We start from the raw sequence: 18,530 nt of genomic DNA on the forward strand, positions 1-18,530 counted from the left end.
CCTCAGGCCGAAAGCTGTTCGGGTGCGTGTACGGTTTTCCGGGGCCGTAGCGTTGCAACCTCGATCATCGCGCAGGGTGGGTTTGCAATGATGCCAGATGGCAGAGTGCGGAACGTGTTTCCAAAAATCAGATCAGCATAGAGGTTCAGGTCCTCAATTGCTGCGTTGGGCTGCGTGTCACAAAACACGCGAACACTGTCTGATTGTGCCTGGAAAATTGCCTGACACCCTTTTGTGCAATGTGAAAGCTCACTACTACCGTCAAACTCGAAGTCGTCGCCTGTGGCAGCCGAAGCTTGTGTCATGGCCTCGGAGATCGAGCGCGCCAGCCGCGCCAGGGCGGGGCAGGTTTTGCCCGTCCGCTGACATACCGTTGCGCTGTATTCATGCGTCTTTGTCTTCCAGATCATCCTGCGCCCTCCGCGCGTGGTGGACAGAAGGATCGGGTCAGGTGGGACAGCGAAGTGCAGTCAGGACCTGCCCGGACACCCCGCCCGAGTTTCGGTTTCAGTTTCGATGGCAGGTCTCCTGACTTGCGGGTCATGGCTTTGCCGACCTTCCCAGCCCTCGGGGCCAGTGGCGTTTCGGCTTTGCTCACCGCTTACAGTTGCGGGGGCAGTCGCGGCATTGGTTAGCGTCCGGATGACCAGACGGAACCGCACCGTGTTCCCTTTTCATCCCGACCCCTTGTGGGGGACAGGAACCATCACACAATCGCTAGCGTCTGATCCGGTTCCGAGTCAAGCGGATCTTTGTCCCCGACGTTTGGTCATGCTGGATGGGTAAAAACTTCCCGCGTAGAGTTTCAATTATTGAAGTAAGAAACTTTGTCTTCGGCGCAGGGTCAGGGATCATGTTGGATACAGAACAGACGGTTTTGACCGAAGAGTTCCTCTTTCCGTCCGGGTCATCAACCCTTTCAGCGCGCTTGTACCGACCGTTGTCGGAACCCGGCACAGTGGTTGTGCTGAACAGTGCCACAGGCGTGCCACGCGACTATTATCGCCACTTCGCACGTTGGCTGGCCGCTGAGCGCGGCATGGCGTGCCTAACCTATGATTACCGGGACTTCGGGCACTCTTTGACCGGCCGCATGAAGGATGCACGTGCGACAATGGCCGATTGGGCCTTGATCGATATGCCGGCGGCGCGGGCGGATATGCGCAGGCGTTTTCCCGGTGCACAACAATGGACGATTGGTCATTCTGTAGGTGCCATGCTGGGACCCGTACAGCCCGATATCGACAAAATCGACCGGATGATTTGTGTGTGTTCTGGGCTTGTGACCCTGAACGATCACCCATGGCCCTACCGTGGATTGGCCGGGGTGTTCTGGTATGGGCACGCCCCATTGCTGGTCAAAGCGCTTGGGTATTTACCCGGAAAGGCAATCGGTTTTGGTGCGGATTTGCCGGCATCGGTCTACTGGCAATGGCGTAAATGGTGCACCGCTCCTTCGAGTTACATGCCCGAGATCGGAGCCGGGTTGCCTGATGCGCGTTGGACAGAAACTGAAAAACCGGTGGATCTGTTTACTTTTGAAGATGACCAGATGGTCCCACCCGAGGCGGTATGGCGGCTTGCCGATCTCTATGGCCCCAAGGCCAAACGACATCTGCTGAAACCTGCTGAATTTGGGTTATCTGAAGTTGGGCATATTGGGGCTTTTGCTCGTCGTAACGCGGCCCTTTGGCCACGCTTTGTCGACATCTGAACACGTTTTGGGTGAGACCGCGTATCACCCATTAGGCATGTGAGGGGAAAGTGAGAGGTTGGACATCGACCCAAGCGGGGCTCGTTGTGGCTGCTTCCTTCCGGACCTGACCAGGTTGGCGAGGCGCTCGCCCGCGCCAACCTCTCGACTCTGGATATAGGGAAGGCGAGGGCAAAAGACAACCCGTCAGAACGTCAGACGGATCCGCTCGAATCCGGCTTCATCAGGACTTAGCATTTGGGCGTTGAACATGCGCAGCTCATCCATGTGTTCAAGGGCACCGGGACCTGTTCGAAGCAAGGCATTTACGCCCGTTTGAGCTGTCAGTGTAAACGGATAGGGGTGCCGCGATATTGGATCGGGCGGAAGGCGACGAGATAGGTAATCCCGCGTCAGTTCTTTGATGTCGAGCGGCGGTAGGTTGATGCGTTGGGCCGCAGAGGCGGCAGGAAAATGTCCGCCTCCGCTGGCGCGGTAATTGTTGCTGGCCAGGACGAATCTTTGCGCAGGTTGAACAGGTTGGCCACCGAATGTCAGATTGCGAATTCGCCTGTTGTCAGGGTCGACCAACCGACCGTCATTGTCGAAGCGCGCAGGTTGCGATGGATCGATTTGATAGGACAGGCCGAAGATGACGTCAAAATTGTAACCGGCACGTTCGGGGTTTACTAAGTCCGCTTCTATATCAGGTGACAGCTGGTTGAGCACGCTTGCCGACATTTCCAGCCAATCCAGCACGTCGGCACCGTTGATCTGTAATGCGCGCAGTTCATTGGGAAACGGATACAGGTCTGTAACGTGACGCAGGCATATTTCCCCCGCCGGGACATCTGTAAAATGCCGTGGGCCAGCGCGCCCAGCGCTTTTCCCAGGCGCCACGGCTGACAAAAGAGGTAACTCTTCCAAAGCGGAACCGTGCAGGAAAGGGCGCAAAGCGGCAGCCTGCGCAGCAGCAACCAGAGCCAAGCCGCGATCCGGTGCGCAAAAACTGAAATAGCTGTGCATGGATTCTGATACGCGCGCGACGGGTTTGGCAACCGCGCTGCGTGTCTGACGATGGGCGTCGGCGAACAGACGCACCATATCCTGGTCTTCCTCGACCGCGATTCCGCTCGCGCAAACCGGGCGCAGGTCCACGCGACATTCTTCAATGCTGAACCCGGCATTCGGTCGCGGAGAAACTACAAGATCAATGACACCAAGATAAGATCCAGCCGACCCGGCCATGACAACCGGGGTCTGATGCACCAGCCCGTTTGCGTGATCGAGATATTGGGCGTTGGTATCGGTGCGACTCGGAAGGGTCAGATGCGTATGCCCGGCGACAATGGCGTCGATTCCGTCGATGGCGGCCAAGGGAATTATGGCATTCTCCATCCCTTCCACCGGCTCTTTTTGGCCCAGGCCGGAATGCGCTAGAGCAACGATAAGGTCACATCCTTCAGCGCGCAGCCGTTTTGACAGTTCGCATGCCGTCGAAATAATTTCCTCGGCAGTGACTTCTCCGTTCAAGTGATGTTCTTCCCAGCGGGTGGTTTGAGGCGGAAGAACGGATATCAAGCCGATGCGAAGGGGCATATCTTTGCCACCCAAAAGCACGGTGCGGTCCAGTATCGCGAATCTCTGCCATGCTTGCAGGCTACCCGATCGATGCAGGTTGCTGCACAGGACAGGGCAAGGGGCTTGCGAGATGATATTGTCCAATACCGGCAGCCCAAAACCAAAATCATGGTTGCCGAGACCTATGGCGTCGTACTCCAGCGCCGCAAAGGCTTGCATGACCGGATGCGGCACGTCGCTCTGGGCCGCCCACTCGCCCAACGGCGTGCCCTGAATTGCATCCCCATTGTCCACCAACAGAACCAAAGCATCCCCTGCTTCTTGGCGGGCTTTGCGGATCAGGCTGGCGGTGCGCGTCAATCCTAGCGTCGGGTCAGGAGTATCCGTGTAATAGTCAAAACCTGTCAGGTTCATATGCAGGTCGGTTGTTGCCAGAATACGCACATGCCCACGGTTTTTTTCGGAGGGCACCTGCGTCGAAGGGTTTTGCTTCACTTTGAATGGTCTGCTTTTGAATAGGGTTATTGATTAATTCTTACAAAGCGTAACCTAAATGATTTTTCCGGGGCCGCCATGCGGCTTTTCAGCGGCAGACATGCGTGTTGCGCGTGTTTGAATTGCCATTGCAACACGGTCTGAGACATGGCAGCCCTGTGCCAGGGACCAAAAGGAATTCCAATGAAAAACGCAGAGCAGGTGACCTTTGGCGGCTCGGGTCTGGATCGGGCGGCCCATATGCGCGGAAATGCCGAAACGTTGACGGCGGCGCAAAGCCACCCGGCGGCGGCGTGCATGATGATCTGGCGCGGTAAAGTTCTGGTTACGGGCCAAGGGCTGGATCAGCTTGCTCTGCTTCCAATGACGCACTCGCTGGTCAGCGCGGGACCAGGCGGGGTCATTGAGGCTCCTGTTTTTTTGGGCCTTTCCGCTGAAGACACGCCATTGTTCGCGGTGGATATCTCGGCCTGGACCGCAGAAGGTCTGGACCTGACCGGTCTGGGAGAGTTCGTGGACAAATCCGAGCAGCAGCACCCGGATTTGCCAGAGGGATACGTGTTTGCTGAATTGCGTCGGATCATGACGCGACTTTCGCCGCGCGATGCCGAATTGGCGGCAACGGCCAAAGCCGTTATCGGCTGGCACGAAACGCATCGGTTTTGCGCACGCTGTGGGGCTGCCAGCGAGATGTCTCAGGGCGGGTGGCAACGCAGTTGCCCGTCATGCGGCGGGCAACATTTCCCGCGCACCGACCCGGTTGTGATCATGCTGATCACATATGGTGACAGCGTGCTGATGGGCCGGTCTCCGGGCTGGCCCGAGGGTATGTTTTCGCTATTGGCGGGATTTGTCGAACCCGGAGAAACGCTGGAAGCTGCGGTGCGCCGCGAGGTGATGGAAGAGGCGGGCGTTCCGGTCGGAGACGTATCCTATCTGTCCAGTCAACCCTGGCCATTCCCGGCTTCGCTGATGTTTGGCTGCGCGGGCGAGGCACTGGCGCATGACATCGTGATTGATCCCGTTGAGATTGAAGAGGCGATGTGGGTCAGCAAATCCGAGATGATGCAGGCATTTGCCGGTGATCATCCAAGCCTTTTGCCCGCCCGCAAGGGTGCAATTGCACATTTTCTGCTTGAGAACTGGCTTGCGGATACGCTGGACTGACGAAATATTGGCGCGGCCATAAACATCAAAGGGTATCATGCAGTTTTCAGCCCGTGAGGATATCGAAGCCCCCATTAACGCAGTGTTCGACATGGTGTCGGATTTCGGACGGTTCGAACGTATGGCCATGCGCCGGGGAATCGACGTACGGCGCTTGGGGTCCGAAGCGGTCTTTGTTACCGGGACTGAGTGGCAGACAGAGTTCAAGCTGCGGGGCAAGCTGCGCCAAATGTCGGTGGTGATGACGGATTTTGACCGACCTTCGCAAATGCGATTTGAAGCCTCCAGCAAGGGCATGACCGGTCTGACCAGTGTTGATTTTCTGGCCCTGTCGCCGCGCAGAACGCGCCTGAGCCTTGAGATGTCACTGGCGGCCAAAACCCTGCCTGCACGTCTGTTGTTGCAATCGGTGAAACTGGGTCAGTCCCGATTCCGCAAACAATTGCAATCCCGGCTGAGTGAGTTTGCGCGCGAGTTGGAGCAGCGGCATCTGCACGGTGCCTAGAAAACGCCGGTGCGCTGTTTCACAACGCGATTGAGCAGAAGAGGCAGGTTGCCAAGTCGAACACCCAAACGCATTAGCGAGATGATCGCTTGCTACGTGGCTAGGCGCAGCAACCTGCGCCAATCTGAGTTCGCCCAACCTAAGGAAGAGTAGCCTATCCGCGGGGCTGCGCTGCCGGATAGACGCCCAGGATTTCCACATTGGTTGTGAAGTGTTCCAACTCGTCCATGGCCAACCGAACGTTCCGGTCATCCGGATGACCAACGATATCTGCATAAAACTGCGTCGCAGTGAACGACCCGTCAACCATGTAGCTTTCCAGCTTGGTCATGTTGATGCCGTTGGTGGCAAAGCCGCCCATCGCCTTGTACAGCGCCGCAGGGATGTTGCGGACCTGAAACACAAAGCTGGTGATCATTCCATGTTCTCCGCGACGCGCCAGGTCGGCCTGTCGAGACATCACAAGGAAACGGGTCGTGTTGTCGTCGCTGTCCTCAATGTGGCGGGCCAGCACATTCAGGTTGTAGATCTCACCAGCCAACTCACTGGCCAGCGCCGCAGAGTGCAGGTCGCCCACCTCAGCCACTTCGCGCGCCGCGCGTGCGTTGTCGGGGCTGACACGTCCGCGAATGTTGTGCTGTTTCAGAAATCCTGCGCATTGCGGCAGCAGCACCAGATGGGAATGTGCCTCGGTAATGTCTTCCAGTTTTGCGCCGGGGACGCCCAACAGGTTTATATGTACCCGCACAAATGCTTCGTCGATGATATGCAAGCCGCTATGAGGCAACAGCCGGTGAATATCGGCGACTCGTCCGTAGGTCGTGTTTTCGACCGGCAGCATCGCCAGATCCGCCGCACCTGAACGAACCGATTCGATCACATCTTCGAAAGTCCGGCAAGGCAGGGCCTCCATTTCGGGCCGTGCGTTCCGACATGCTTCGTGGCTATAGGCGCCTGGTTCGCCCTGAAATGCGATGCGATTGGTCATTTGGTCGATTCCATGCAACAAGTTCGCGATTTGGTCGTTTCGTCGCGGTGTCTATACCTTGCCTCTCGCAAGGGGAAGCCTTAGACAGCAGCCCAGACAGCTGAAATGGACTCGCGATCAATGTTCGACACGATGACAGTTACCAAGGCCGCCGCAGGCCTGTTCGGCACTTTCCTGGTGCTGCTTCTGGCCAAATGGGGGGCGGATGTCCTCTATTCTTCCGGTGGCCATGGCCACGCTGAGGCCGCCTACATTATCGAAACCGAAAGCTCGGGCGAAAGCGCTGATGGTGAAGAAGTGGTCTTTGAAGACCTGCTGGCCGCCGCTGACGTCGAAAAAGGTGCAAGAGTGTTCCGCAAATGCACTGCCTGCCACAAGCTGGAAGACGGCGCAAACGGTACTGGCCCGTACCTGTACGCTGTTGTGGACCGTCCTGTTGCGTCGGCTAAAGGCTTTACAGGCTACTCGGCCAGCATGCAGGCGCATGGCGGCAACTGGACGCCTGAAGCTCTGGATGCCTTCCTGGAACGCCCAAGCGCCTACATCTCGGGCACATCGATGAGCTTTGCGGGTCTGAAAAAGCCGCAGGATCGCGCAGATGTGATTGCTTACCTGCAGACAATCGGCAACTGATTGCCCGTCAGATCAAAGATTTCCAAGGCCGCTGCCCTGTGCAGCGGCTTTTTTTGTCTGAAGGAAACTTCACAAAGCGCTCACGCATTCTAAACTTGAAACTGTTAGCGTTGGCACTTTAGCTAGCGGTTACGACATTGGTGAAGACACTGACCGAGAGGACGAGCCACATGAAATCCCTGATGCCCGCTGCGCGTGATCTTAAATTACGGCCCTGGGCTGCGGCGATATGCATTTCGGCTGCGGTCATCGCCAGTTCTGCCGGATTGGCGTTTGCAACCGGATTGCCCGACGATGATACAGTGACGGTCAGCCATGGCCTGTCTGTTTTCGGTGATCTGAAATACGGCCCGGATTTCACTCATTTCGACTATGTGAATCCTGATGCACCCAAAGGGGGCGAGATTTCGACCTGGGCCTTTGGGACGTTTGACAGCCTTACGCCCTTTATTCTCAAGGGTAACCCCGGCGCGCTTGCTTCCGTTTTTTACGATACTCTGATGAGTGGCAGCCTGGATGAGCCAGACGCGATGTACGGATCTGTTGCGGAAACCGCAGAATACCCCGAAAGCAGAGAGTGGGTGATTTTCAACATGCGCCCCGAAGCCCGGTTTCGAGATGGCTCGCCACTGACTGCCGAAGACGTCGTGTTTACGTTTGAAACTCTGCGCGACAAGGGACGCCCGTCTTACAAATTGCTGTTCAAGGATTTTGTAGGCGCTGAGGTATTGGATACCCACAAAGTCAAGTTCACCTTCAAACCCGACGGTGCCTTGCGCGAAGCCTATCTGACCGCCGCGGGTCTGCCGATCCTGTCAAAGGCTTACTACGAAACTGTTGATTTTGAAGAAACAAGCCTTGAAGCACCAATGGGATCTGGTGCCTATGAGCTTGAAAGTGTCGAGCCGGGACGGTCAATCACATATAAGCGGCGTGATGACTATTGGGCCAAGGACTTGCCGGTGAACGTCGGACAAAATAACTTCGACCGTATCAAGGTCGAGTATTTCGCAGACTACACGACCGCGTTTGAGGCCTTCAAAGCAGGTGCATACACCTATCGCGAGGAGTTCCTTTCGCGCCTATGGGCAACGGGGTATGATTTTCCTGCGATCGACAAAGGCTGGGTGAAAGTCGAAACCTTGCCAGACGGTCGACCAGCAGGCACCCAAGGGTTCTGGTTCAACCTGCGGCGCGAAAAATTCAGCGACCCACGTGTGCGTGAGGCGATAGGTCTGGCCTTCAACTTCGAATGGTCGAACCAAAGTCTTTTCCACGGGCTTTACACTCGGACAGATAGTTTCTGGGAAAACTCGGGCATGCAGGCCGAAGGGATGCCCACTGAAAAAGAACTTGAACTGCTTGAACCTCTGCGTGGGCAGGTGCCAGACAGCGTTTTCACGGATCCCGCTTTTGCACCCGCCGAGTCCAACCCGGCCAATGCCGGTGATCGTCGTGCCTTACGTCGTGCGTCAAAGCTGTTGGACGAGGCCGGATGGGCCGTAGGTGACGATGGGAAACGCCGCAATGCGGACGGCGAAGTGCTGAGCGTTGAGTTTTTGAACGACAGCCCGTCCTTTGACCGGATCATCCTGCCGTTCGTCGACAACCTGGAACGTTTGGGTATCGATGCCACGGCGCAACGTGTTGACGCGGCTCAGGCCACTCAACGCCAGAAAAAGTTCGAATACGATGTGGTTGTTCAGCGTTATGCCATGTCCCAGACACCTGGAACCGAGTTGCGCGGTATTTTCGGGTCAGACTCAGCTGACATAGAAGGGTCGAACAATATTGCTGGTCTGAAGGACGAAGCCGTAGACCAGCTGATCCAGAATATCGAAGCGGCCACCACCCGCGAAGACCTGAATGCTGCGGTCCGGGCGTTGGACCGCGTCCTACGGGCCAAACACATCTGGATACCGCAATGGTACAAGCCGGTGCACAACATCGCATATTTTGACATGTACGAGCGGCCCTACACAGACAACCCGCCGCCCAGCGGGTTGGGTGAACTGTCGATCTGGTGGTACAACCCGGAAAAAGCAGCGGCTTTGAAAGCGGAAGGCGCTTTGCAATAAAATGGGCGCCTACATTCTTCGACGTCTGCTGCTGGTCATCCCGACCCTGCTTGGCATCATGGTTGTAAACTTTGTTCTGGTGCAATTTGTGCCGGGCGGACCAATCGAACAAATTGTTGCGCAGGCTCAGGGGCAGGGCGACGTGTTCTCGGGATTTGCTGGAGGCGGTGAAGCCGGCGCGGACACCTCGGGGCCTGCTGGGGACAACGACTATATCGGCGCACGCGGCCTGCCGCCCGAGTTCATTGCTGAGCTGGAAAAAGAATTCGGATTCGACAAACCGCCTCTGGAACGTTTTCTGATTATGATGGGCAACTATCTGACCCTGGATTTCGGGCAGAGCTATTTCCGTTCGATCAGCGTAATTGATCTGGTGCTTGAAAAGATGCCGGTCTCAATTTCGCTTGGTTTGTGGTCGACCCTGATTGCTTATCTGGTTTCTATTCCACTGGGCATCCGCAAAGCGATAAAAGATGGATCACAGTTCGATACCTGGACCAGCGGGGCGATCATCGTGGCCTATGCGATCCCGGGCTTTCTGTTTGCGATCCTCCTGCTGGTGCTGTTCGCGGGTGGGTCTTACTGGCAGATCTTCCCGCTGCGCGGATTGACCTCCGACAACTGGGAGAGCCTCAGCCTCTTCGGCAAGATTGCGGATTATTTCTGGCATATTGCGTTGCCGACAATTGCGCTCACGATCTCGGCCTTTGCGACGCTGACGCTTCTGACCAAGAACTCGTTTCTGGATGAAATCAAAAAGCAATATGTCATGACGGCCCGTGCCAAAGGACTGAGCGAACGCAAAGTTCTTTATGGCCATGTCTTTAGAAACGCGATGCTGATCGTGATTGCCGGTTTTCCGGCGGTGTTTATAGGCGTGTTCTTCGGTGGTTCGATCATTATCGAGACCATCTTTTCGCTGGACGGTCTGGGCCGTCTGGGGTTCGAGGCTGCCGTGGCGCGGGACTACCCGGTGATTTTTGGCACCTTGTTCATCTTCGGCCTGATGGGGCTGGTTGTGGGGATCATCAGCGATCTGATGTATGTGTTGGTCGATCCGCGCATCGACTTCGAAAAGCGGGAGGGGTAAATGGCACTCTCTCCTCTGAATCAGCGCCGCTGGAGCAACTTCTGCCGCAACAGGCGCGCGTTCTGGTCGCTCATCATATTCTCGGTTCTGTTTGGCCTGTCCTTGTGCGCCGAGTTCATCGCAAATGACAAACCCATCCTCGTGAAGTACCGGGGTGATTTCTATACGCCCATCTTCAATTTCTATGCAGAAACCGAATTTGGTGGGGACTTCCAGACGGAAGCCATTTATCGCGATCCCGAGGTTCAATGCTTGATCGATAGCGGCGGACTGGAAGAGTGTTTCGACGATCCCGAAGGCATCATTGAACAAATCGACGCCGGGACTTTCCAGGCGGAAGGGTTCGAGCGCGGCTGGGCGCTTTGGCCGTTGATCCCATACTCCTTCAACACATCGGTAGATCGACCTGGGGCCGCGCCCCTACCGCCCAACGGTCAGAACTTGCTGGGCACGGATGACACCAAACGCGACGTGTTGGCTCGGGTGATATATGGTTTCCGCTTGTCGATCCTGTTCACACTGCTTGTGACCGGTGCCGCCAGCCTGATCGGCATTTTTGCTGGTGCCATTCAAGGGTTTTTCGGCGGTTGGCTGGATCTGATATTTCAGCGGATCATCGAGATCTGGTCAGCGACGCCTTCGTTATATGTGATCATCATCATGTTCGCTGTCCTGGGCCGAAGTTTCTGGCTGTTGGTTGCGTTGATGATCTTGTTCAGTTGGACCGGATTGGTCGGCGTGGTGCGCGCCGAGTTTCTGCGGGCGCGGAACCTTGAATATGTGCGCGCTGCACGGGCGCTGGGCGTCGGCAACATGACCATCATGTTCCGCCATATGCTGCCCAATGCAATGGTGGCCACTCTGACGTTCATGCCATTCATTGTCACAGGAACCATCGGCGGCCTGGCCTCGTTGGATTATCTGGGCTTTGGTTTGCCGTCTTCGGCACCGTCTTTGGGAGAGCTGACCTTGCAGGCAAAACAGAACCTGCAAGCCCCGTGGCTGGCTTTCACTGCCTTTTTCACCTTTGCCATCATGCTGTCGCTGCTGGTCTTCATTTTCGAAGGCGTGCGGGATGCGTTTGATCCTAGAAAGACCTTCTCATGAGCTTGCTGGATGTGAACAACCTCAAGGTCTCGTTTCGGCAGGACGGTCAGGTCAGTGCCGCAGTCAAAGGCGTTTCCTTCACAGTAGATCGGGGTGAAACCGTTGCATTGGTGGGCGAATCCGGCTCAGGCAAATCCGTAACGGCTTTGTCGACGGTGTCACTGCTGGGTGACAGTGCACTGGTCGAAGGATCGGTGACCTATGATGGGCAAGAGATGATCGGTGCGTCCGAGCAGCATCTTATGGATGTCCGTGGCAATGACATCAGCTTCATCTTTCAGGAGCCGATGACCTCGCTGAACCCGCTGCACACGATTCAGAAGCAAATGGCGGAATCGCTGGCGCTGCATCAGGGTGTGACCGGCGACGCGGCTCGAGGTCGGATTTTGGAGCTGCTGACCAAGGTTGGTATCCGCGACCCCGAAGACAGGTTGGACAGTTATCCGCACCAGTTGTCTGGTGGGCAACGGCAGCGGGTGATGATCGCAATGGCGCTGGCCAACAAGCCGGACATCCTGATAGCCGACGAACCGACAACGGCGTTGGACGTGACCATTCAGGCGCAGATACTCGAGTTGTTGGCCGAATTGCAGAAATCCGAGAATATGGGGATGCTGTTCATCACCCACGATCTGGGAATCGTACGCCGGATTGCCGACCGTGTTTGTGTGATGAAGGATGGTGAGATTGTCGAAACCGGTGTCACGCAGGACATCTTTGACAACCCACAGCATCCCTATACCCGGAAACTCTTGGCCGCGGAACCTTCGGGTCAGCCCGAACCGGTTGCCTCAGACGCGGAAGAGGTCGCGCGCACCGATCACCTGAAGGTCTGGTTCCCAATCCAGCGCGGATTTCTGAAGCGTACCGTTGGCTATGTGAAGGCTGTGAATGACGCCACGTTTAGCGTGCGCGCAGGTGAGACTTTGGGAATCGTCGGCGAAAGCGGCTCTGGCAAGACCACGCTGGCGCTTGCGATCATGCGCCTCATTGCGTCCGAGGGCGGCATAACCTTCCGCGATCAGGATGTGCGAAGATGGTCTACCCGCGAATTGCGCAGGTTGCGCAAGGATATGCAGATCGTGTTTCAAGACCCGTTCGGCAGCCTCAGCCCACGCATGACCTGTCAGCAGATCATTGCGGAAGGTCTGGCCATTCACAACATTGACCCTCACCGCGCCCCGCGTGAGCTGGTTGCTGAGGTGATGACCGAAGTGGGGCTGGATCCTGCGGCGATGGACCGGTATCCGCACGAGTTCTCAGGCGGACAGCGCCAGCGTATCGCAATTGCGCGTGCGATGGTTTTGCGGCCCAAACTGCTGGTACTGGACGAGCCGACCAGCGCGCTGGACATGACGGTGCAGGTTCAGATCGTTGATCTGCTGCGCGATCTGCAGAAGAAATACGGGTTGGCCTATCTGTTCATCAGCCACGACCTGAAAGTCGTACGGGCGATGTCGCACAACGTGATCGTTATGCGGAATGGGGATGTGGTGGAAATGGGTGCGGCCGAGGCTTTGTTCGAAAACGCCCAGACCGACTATACCCGCGAGCTGATTGCAGCGGCGGGCTGAGATCAGCCCGCCTTTCTCAGCCTATCAAGCGCTTGCCTTCTCTTTGGTCGCCGCTTTCGGCACTGGCCCGCGCAGTTCTTCGTAGTGATCAAAGGTCAACTTGACCCACCCGGTTCCGCGCGTGGCACTGGCAAGAGTGCGATGCAGTTCATCCTCGGTCACGGCGGGGATCTGGGCGTTGAAGATCTCCCATCCCGACGCATTTGGGTTGCCCTCAAATCCCAGAACTTGCCCTTGCAGCGAACTGATCGTCGGCACGAGATCGCCAACAAAGTCCGATGGCAGGTGAATCTCTGCGGTCAGAATCGGTTGCAGAACCACCGGTTTGGCCTGAGGCAGCGCTTCGCGTACCGCGTTTTTGCCTGCGGTGCGGAACGCATAGTCCGAACTGTCCACATTATGGTGTTTGCCGTCGCTGAGGGTCACTTTGACGTCCACAACCGGAAATCCCTCGGGGCCTTGTTCCAGCGCGTCCTTGGCACCGTGTTCCACCGACGGAATATAGTTCTTGGGTACTGCACCGCCTTTAACCACCTCTTCGAACTGGAACCCCGATCCGCGTGGCAGGGGTGCGACCGAAATCACCACATCGGCAAACTGTCCTGCCCCGCCGGATTGTTTGCGATGACGGTGGCGATGTTCGACGGGTGCGCGGATGGTCTCGCGATAGGCGGTTTCGACCTGATCCGCTTCAATCTCGATCCCAAAATCCTCAGCCAGCTTGGCGGTTACGCGACGCATGTGCTGTGGACCTTGTGATCCAAGAATCGAATGGCCGCTCAACTCATCTTGCTGCAGGTGCAGGCCGGGGTCGATCTCGGCCAGTCGGCTTAGGGCGTTGGACAGGCGCACATCGTCCCGCTCATGCGCGGGTGAGACGATCTGACGATGCGCAACCGGGTGGGAGGACGCCCATTCCGGCAGCTCTGTCGCAGAAGAGCTGTCGTAGATATAGCCAGGGTTGAGGTGGTCGGATTTCACCGCCAGCCCAATCTGCCCGGCCTCCAGTGTCGCGATTTGGGTTTTGGCATCCAGCGTTGTCAGGTTTCCTACGGTTTCACCGCCCAACGCCTCGTGCGCTTGTACACCGTCCCCAAGGCCGCGCAGAACGACAATCTTTCCGATGTGCTTTTTGACATCTGCAAAGCCGGCAATTGCGCGGGCGCTGTCTGCAGCCTCGTCGCGTCCTGCGGCGATATCAAATTCAGGCGCTTCGTGTCGCAGTGCTTTCATCAGGCGAGTCAGCCCGTTGCCATGGCTCGCTGCACCCAAGCACGCGGGGATCAACTGGTGATTTTGCAGGACCTGCGCGGCAAGATCATACACTTCGTCATTTGGCGGCTGTTTGTCCTCGATCAGCTGTTCCAACAGATGGTCATCGAAATCGGACAGGGTTTCCAGCAACTCGGTTCGTGCTTCCTGCTCTCGATCTTCCACGGATTGCGGCAGTTCGATCAGGGCCGAGGGTTGGCCTTCCTGATATTTCCAGGCCCGTTCCGAGATCAGATCGACCGCGCCGATGATCGTGTCTCCTTCGCGGATCGGAACCTGACGCAAGGCGATATGATGGGTGCAATATGTTTGCAGGGCCGCGATGATGTCGCGGATGCGGCCATTGGGATTGTCCATCCGGTTGATGAAAAGGAAACAGGGGATGCCCGCTTCTTCGACCAGTCGCAGGTAGGGCGCGCATAGAACAGCGGCATTCGGGTCGGGTGGCACGACCACCACGGCGGCGTCCGATATGGCCATTGCAGGCCCGACATAGGCCAGTGCATCACCGCCGCCATCCACGTCGATCGCGCACCAGGGCTCGTCCAGGTAAGAAAAACCGTGCAAATGCACGGTTCCGGAAACATCGAATGTTGTGGGGCGCCCGTCGAGGCGGCTGATGGCCTCGACCAGGGTAGATTTGCCCGATTGGCTGGGCCCGAGGACGGTGAAGACGCGCATGAGTGTTGTCCCTCTTTCAGGTTGCAGAATGGCTGCACGAAAGGGGCATCCGCCGCATTTGCGTCGGCAAGGACTGTCTGTATTTTGCCCGCCTCAGGGTGCAGGGCGAAACTTCACCCCACAGCACGAGTGTGGGAAAAACCGCAGGCGTGCGTCAAGCCCCCGTTGCGTTTTGTGGTCTGCGGGCCAGAAATTGCCCGCAGCGAAGAGGTCAGATTGCCGAGCTGTGCCCGGCTTTGCTCAGGTCATACACGTCAAAACTGCGGGCGATCATCCGGGTTAACGCGCGCGCTTCGGGCGGGATGAAAAGCCCGTCATCAGTGATCCGCAGAAGCCCGTCGAAATCGGCGTTGGCGGAGTGATACATATCATTCAGCGTGGCGGCCGAGACGTCGTGGTCGCGCAGGATTTCAGCGCTGTTGATCTGGAAATCACACATCAGCGCTTCGATCAGACGTGCGCGCAGAATGTCCTGGCCTTTGAACAGATGTCCACGGGCTGTTGAAAACTGTCCGTCACGGACGGCTTTTGTGTGCGCCGAGGTGGCCGAGGCGTTCTGCGCATAGCCTTGCGGAAAGCGCGAGATCGAACTGGCCCCGACCCCGATCAGAACGTCTGCCTGATCGTCGGTGTATCCCTGGAAGTTCCGCTTCAAGCGCCCCGCGCGCAAGGCATGGGTCAGCCCGTCATCCTGTGTAGCGAAATGGTCGATGCCAATTTCGGCGTAGTTGTCCCACAGGAACAGACGACGGGCGGTATCGAACAGCTCGAGCCGTTGTTCCGGCGTGGGTAGCGCGTCGGAAGGGATCATCTGTTGGCGCTTCGCCATCCAGGGCACATGCGCGTAGCCATACAAAGCCACGCGATCCGGGCTGAGCGAAAGAAGCTTCTGCACGCTTTCGGTCATCCGGGCCTTTGTCTGATGCGGCAGGCCATAAAGGATATCTGCGTTCAAACTGGTGATGCCACGTTCACGGATCATGTCGATGGCGTCGCGGGTGGTGTCGTAGCTTTGAATACGACCGATGGTTTTCTGAATTTCGTTGTCGAAATCCTGCACCCCGATCGAGGCACGGTTCATACCTGCGTCCGCCAACGCATCCAGACGGGCTTCATCAATTTCGTTGGGATCAATCTCGACCGAAAATTCGGCATCAGATCCCATGGGTACGATACCCAGAATATGCTGCGCCAATTCGCGCATCAGCTGCGCGTTCAGCAAGGTCGGCGTGCCGCCACCCCAATGCAGGCGCGACAGCACCACGCCTTCGGGCAGGCGGGCTGCAAGCAGGTCCAACTCGGCCTTCAGAACGTCCACATAGGCAATAACCGGGTTGTCGGTTTGGGTTCCTTGTGTTCGGCAGGCACAGAACCAACACAGCCTGCGGCAGAACGGAACATGGATGTACAGGGAAATGGCACTGCCGGGTTTGATCCCCGAAATCCAGTCGCCAAACATGTCTGCTCCCACATCATTGCTAAAGTGGGGGGCGGTGGGGTAGCTTGTGTAACGCGGTACTTTCGCGTCAAAAAGTCCAAGCTTTGCCAATTGTGGTTTCACTATCATGGCGATACCCTTATGGCACCGACAACTTGGCTGCTTTGATGGAGATCAAGTAGGAACGCGCATGACAGTAAAAGCACAGTTTGATCATTCCAATTGCGAAGACTGCCCGATTCGACACCGAGCAGTCTGCGCCCGTTGCGATGCCGATGAGCTGGAAGAGCTTGAAAGCATTAAGTATTACCGCAGCTTCGAGGCGGGACAAACGATCATCTGGTCCGGCGACCAGATGAATTTTGTAGGCTCGGTCGTGGCCGGGATCGCGTCATTGACACAGACTATGGAAGACGGGCGTACACAGATGGTGGGTTTGCTGTTGCCCAGTGACTTTGTCGGCCGACCCGGGCGTGAGGCTGCGCCCTACGATGTGCAGGCGACCACGGATGTCGTCATGTGCTGCTTCCGCAAGAAGCCCTTCGAAGAATTGATGGCGACGACACCGCATATTGCGCATCGTCTGTTGCAGATGACTCTGGACGAGCTTGACGCTGCCCGCGAATGGATGCTGGTGCTTGGACGCAAGACTGCACGGGAAAAGATCGCGAGCCTATTGTCGATCATCGCACGCAGGGATGCGTCGATCAGTCAGAAAGGTCTGGCGGGACCGATTGTGTTTGACCTTCCCCTGACACGCGAAGCCATGGCGGATTACCTGGGTCTGACGCTTGAAACTGTCAGCCGCCAGATCTCGGCCTTGAAAAAGGAAGGCGTGATCACGCTGGAAGGTAAGCGCCACGTGACCATTCCCGACATGGGCCGTCTGATGGAAGAGGCCGGTGACGATTCGGACGGTGGCTTTTTGGTCTGATCCCGGTTTTTGTGCTGCAATACAGTGGCCGCAGTCTTTGGACTGCGGCTAGAAACAACTCAGGAGCTTAGCATGGTTTTCGGCAGTGTCTTGGCAATGCTTTTCATCGGCGCGATCGCCGGGTGGCTGTCAGGCAAGATCATGGAAGGCCGTGGATTTGGCCTTGTGGGTAACATCATCGTTGGAATCGTCGGGGCGTTTTTGGCGGGCATGATTTTCCCGGCGCTTGGCTTTTCGGTGGGCGGAGGGTTCTTTTCATCGATCTTCTTTGCGACCGTTGGGGCCGTGATTTTGCTGTTCGTGATCGGCCTTATCCGCAAAGCATGAAAAAAGCCGCCGTTTCGGGCGGCTTTTTTCAATTTAGACAAAGTTCAATGCGCCAGAAACACTGGGACGGAAGACTGTTCCAGCATATTACGTGTTGCCCCGCCGAGTATGGCCTCGCGGAAGCGCGAATGCCCATAGGCACCCATCACGATCATGTCCGATTCCGTATCTGATGCATGGCGGTTTAGAATGTCCGACACGCGCGTCATGGTCTTGCTCAGGACATCGATTTCACATTTGACCCCGTGTCGGGCCAACATCTGAGATAGCATCCCACCAGGATCCGACCGGTCAGGGCCGTGGCGCGGCGGATCAATGACGACGATGCGGGCCAGTTCCGCCTTTTTCAGGAAGGGCAGAGCGCGCCGGATGGCACACATCGCCTCGACGCTTTCGTTCCAGGCTATCATCACATTGCGCGGCGCTTTCAGGGGTGGGGTGTCATCAGGTACCACCAGAACCGGGCAATGGCCTTCGAACATAGCCGCTTCAATAATCGGCTCGGCCTCGGCTCCACGGTCTTTGCCGTAAGGATGCGGCAAGATCACCAAATCTGAAAACCGCGCCCGATGTGCAACATGTCGCCCTATGTCGGCAATCTGCGCCACACCGTGTTCGGCGGACCAGCGAACACCGGATTTACCCAGATAATCCTGGGCAAATGTCAGCAACTCTTGTGCCTCGGCATTGGCCCGGCTGAGTGTTTCCTGAACGATCAATGCGTTGGCTCCGGCGTAATAGTAACCGGTCTGGCTGCGATCGACACCGAGGCACAGCGCTTCGGCATGGGCATCCTGCGAATCCGCCAGCGCCACCATCTGCGCCAGTGCGGTCTGAGCTGTCTGCGTTTCGGTCATGACAGTGAGAAGGGATTTGTACGCCATTTCGACCTCTTAGTTCGGGCATATGGTCTCATGCGACCGGTTGGCCTCTTTCATCCTCAATGCGTGTCACAGAAAACGGGGAA

General features: G+C 57.0%; 16 protein-coding genes, 1 other RNA gene and 1 riboswitch. Of the genes, 10 read left to right on the forward strand and 7 right to left on the reverse strand.

Annotated elements, in window-relative coordinates:
• Nucleotides 1–2 precede the first annotated feature (2 nt).
• Nucleotides 3–410 carry a hypothetical protein gene (locus ACR3EH_RS13045; protein ID WP_171188715.1) on the reverse strand — a complete coding sequence of 136 codons (408 nt, stop codon included), beginning with the start codon at nucleotides 408–410 and terminating at the stop codon, nucleotides 3–5.
• Nucleotides 411–501: 91 nt separating this feature from the next.
• Nucleotides 502–722, reverse strand: a riboswitch (cobalamin riboswitch).
• 131 nt (nucleotides 723–853) lie between these two features.
• Here ACR3EH_RS13045 and ACR3EH_RS13050 point away from each other — a divergent pair.
• Complete coding sequence (locus ACR3EH_RS13050) at nucleotides 854–1,714, forward strand: alpha/beta hydrolase family protein (RefSeq protein WP_171676432.1); 861 nt, start codon at nucleotides 854–856, stop codon at nucleotides 1,712–1,714.
• A gap of 48 nt (nucleotides 1,715–1,762) precedes the next feature.
• Here the strand turns inward: ACR3EH_RS13050 and ffs are convergent.
• Both ffs and ACR3EH_RS13060 read right to left on the reverse strand, forming a co-directional pair.
• An RNA gene (gene ffs, locus ACR3EH_RS13055) (signal recognition particle sRNA small type) lies at nucleotides 1,763–1,861 on the reverse strand.
• A gap of 39 nt (nucleotides 1,862–1,900) precedes the next feature.
• Nucleotides 1,901–3,769 (reverse strand): bifunctional 2',3'-cyclic-nucleotide 2'-phosphodiesterase/3'-nucleotidase, encoded by a 1,869-nt coding sequence (locus ACR3EH_RS13060; protein ID WP_371810742.1) that lies wholly within the window; start codon nucleotides 3,767–3,769, stop codon nucleotides 1,901–1,903.
• A gap of 183 nt (nucleotides 3,770–3,952) precedes the next feature.
• Between ACR3EH_RS13060 and nudC the strand changes: the two genes are divergently transcribed.
• Entirely contained in the window at nucleotides 3,953–4,936 is a 984-nt protein-coding gene (gene nudC / locus ACR3EH_RS13065) for an NAD(+) diphosphatase (protein WP_171188717.1), read from the forward strand.
• A gap of 37 nt (nucleotides 4,937–4,973) precedes the next feature.
• Nucleotides 4,974–5,441: an SRPBCC family protein gene (locus ACR3EH_RS13070; protein WP_171188719.1), complete on the forward strand. Its 468-nt coding sequence runs from the start codon at nucleotides 4,974–4,976 to the stop codon at nucleotides 5,439–5,441.
• 154 nt (nucleotides 5,442–5,595) lie between these two features.
• Here ACR3EH_RS13070 and ACR3EH_RS13075 read toward each other — a convergent pair whose 3' ends face one another.
• Nucleotides 5,596–6,429, reverse strand: coding sequence for a prephenate dehydratase (locus ACR3EH_RS13075; RefSeq protein WP_171188721.1), 834 nt, complete (start codon nucleotides 6,427–6,429; stop codon nucleotides 5,596–5,598).
• Between the two features lie 120 nt (nucleotides 6,430–6,549).
• Here ACR3EH_RS13075 and ACR3EH_RS13080 point away from each other — a divergent pair, with 120 nt between their 5' ends.
• The 5 genes from ACR3EH_RS13080 to ACR3EH_RS13100 all read left to right on the forward strand — a co-directional run bounded on the left by ACR3EH_RS13080 (nucleotide 6,550) and on the right by ACR3EH_RS13100 (nucleotide 12,911).
• Nucleotides 6,550–7,062, forward strand: a complete 513-nt coding sequence (locus ACR3EH_RS13080; RefSeq protein WP_171096040.1) for a c-type cytochrome — start codon at nucleotides 6,550–6,552, stop codon at nucleotides 7,060–7,062.
• Between the two features lie 170 nt (nucleotides 7,063–7,232).
• Nucleotides 7,233–9,140, forward strand: coding sequence for an extracellular solute-binding protein (locus ACR3EH_RS13085; RefSeq protein WP_253762168.1), 1,908 nt, complete (start codon nucleotides 7,233–7,235; stop codon nucleotides 9,138–9,140).
• A 1-nt stretch (nucleotide 9,141) separates the two neighbouring features.
• On the forward strand, nucleotides 9,142–10,230 hold the full coding sequence (locus ACR3EH_RS13090) for a microcin C ABC transporter permease YejB (RefSeq protein WP_171188723.1): 1,089 nt from the start codon (nucleotides 9,142–9,144) through the stop codon (nucleotides 10,228–10,230).
• Complete coding sequence (locus tag ACR3EH_RS13095) at nucleotides 10,231–11,337, forward strand: ABC transporter permease (protein ID WP_171095968.1); 1,107 nt, start codon at nucleotides 10,231–10,233, stop codon at nucleotides 11,335–11,337.
• Nucleotides 11,334–12,911 (forward strand): ABC transporter ATP-binding protein, encoded by a 1,578-nt coding sequence (locus ACR3EH_RS13100; RefSeq protein WP_171188725.1) that lies wholly within the window; start codon nucleotides 11,334–11,336, stop codon nucleotides 12,909–12,911. The genes ACR3EH_RS13095 and ACR3EH_RS13100 overlap by 4 nt, the downstream gene beginning before the upstream one ends.
• A 24-nt stretch (nucleotides 12,912–12,935) precedes the next feature.
• Here ACR3EH_RS13100 and ACR3EH_RS13105 read toward each other — a convergent pair whose 3' ends face one another.
• Both ACR3EH_RS13105 and hemN read right to left on the reverse strand, forming a co-directional pair.
• The gene (locus tag ACR3EH_RS13105; protein ID WP_171188727.1) at nucleotides 12,936–14,864 is read right to left on the reverse strand and encodes an elongation factor G; all 1,929 of its coding nucleotides are present in this window, start codon (nucleotides 14,862–14,864) and stop codon (nucleotides 12,936–12,938) included.
• Between the two features lie 211 nt (nucleotides 14,865–15,075).
• The gene (hemN, locus tag ACR3EH_RS13110; protein ID WP_171676430.1) at nucleotides 15,076–16,431 is read right to left on the reverse strand and encodes an oxygen-independent coproporphyrinogen III oxidase; all 1,356 of its coding nucleotides are present in this window, start codon (nucleotides 16,429–16,431) and stop codon (nucleotides 15,076–15,078) included.
• A gap of 61 nt (nucleotides 16,432–16,492) precedes the next feature.
• Between hemN and fnrL the strand changes: the two genes are divergently transcribed.
• Entirely contained in the window at nucleotides 16,493–17,236 is a 744-nt protein-coding gene (fnrL, locus tag ACR3EH_RS13115) for a transcriptional regulator FnrL (RefSeq protein WP_171095976.1), read from the forward strand.
• A 72-nt stretch (nucleotides 17,237–17,308) separates the two neighbouring features.
• On the forward strand, nucleotides 17,309–17,563 hold the full coding sequence (locus ACR3EH_RS13120; protein WP_171095978.1) for a GlsB/YeaQ/YmgE family stress response membrane protein: 255 nt from the start codon (nucleotides 17,309–17,311) through the stop codon (nucleotides 17,561–17,563).
• A gap of 44 nt (nucleotides 17,564–17,607) precedes the next feature.
• On the opposite strand, the gene ACR3EH_RS13125 is transcribed toward ACR3EH_RS13120, so the two are convergent.
• Nucleotides 17,608–18,447 (reverse strand): universal stress protein, encoded by an 840-nt coding sequence (locus ACR3EH_RS13125; RefSeq protein ID WP_171095981.1) that lies wholly within the window; start codon nucleotides 18,445–18,447, stop codon nucleotides 17,608–17,610.
• Nucleotides 18,448–18,530: the final 83 nt, after the last annotated feature.

The organism is Ruegeria sp. BG7 (genome assembly GCF_056535685.1).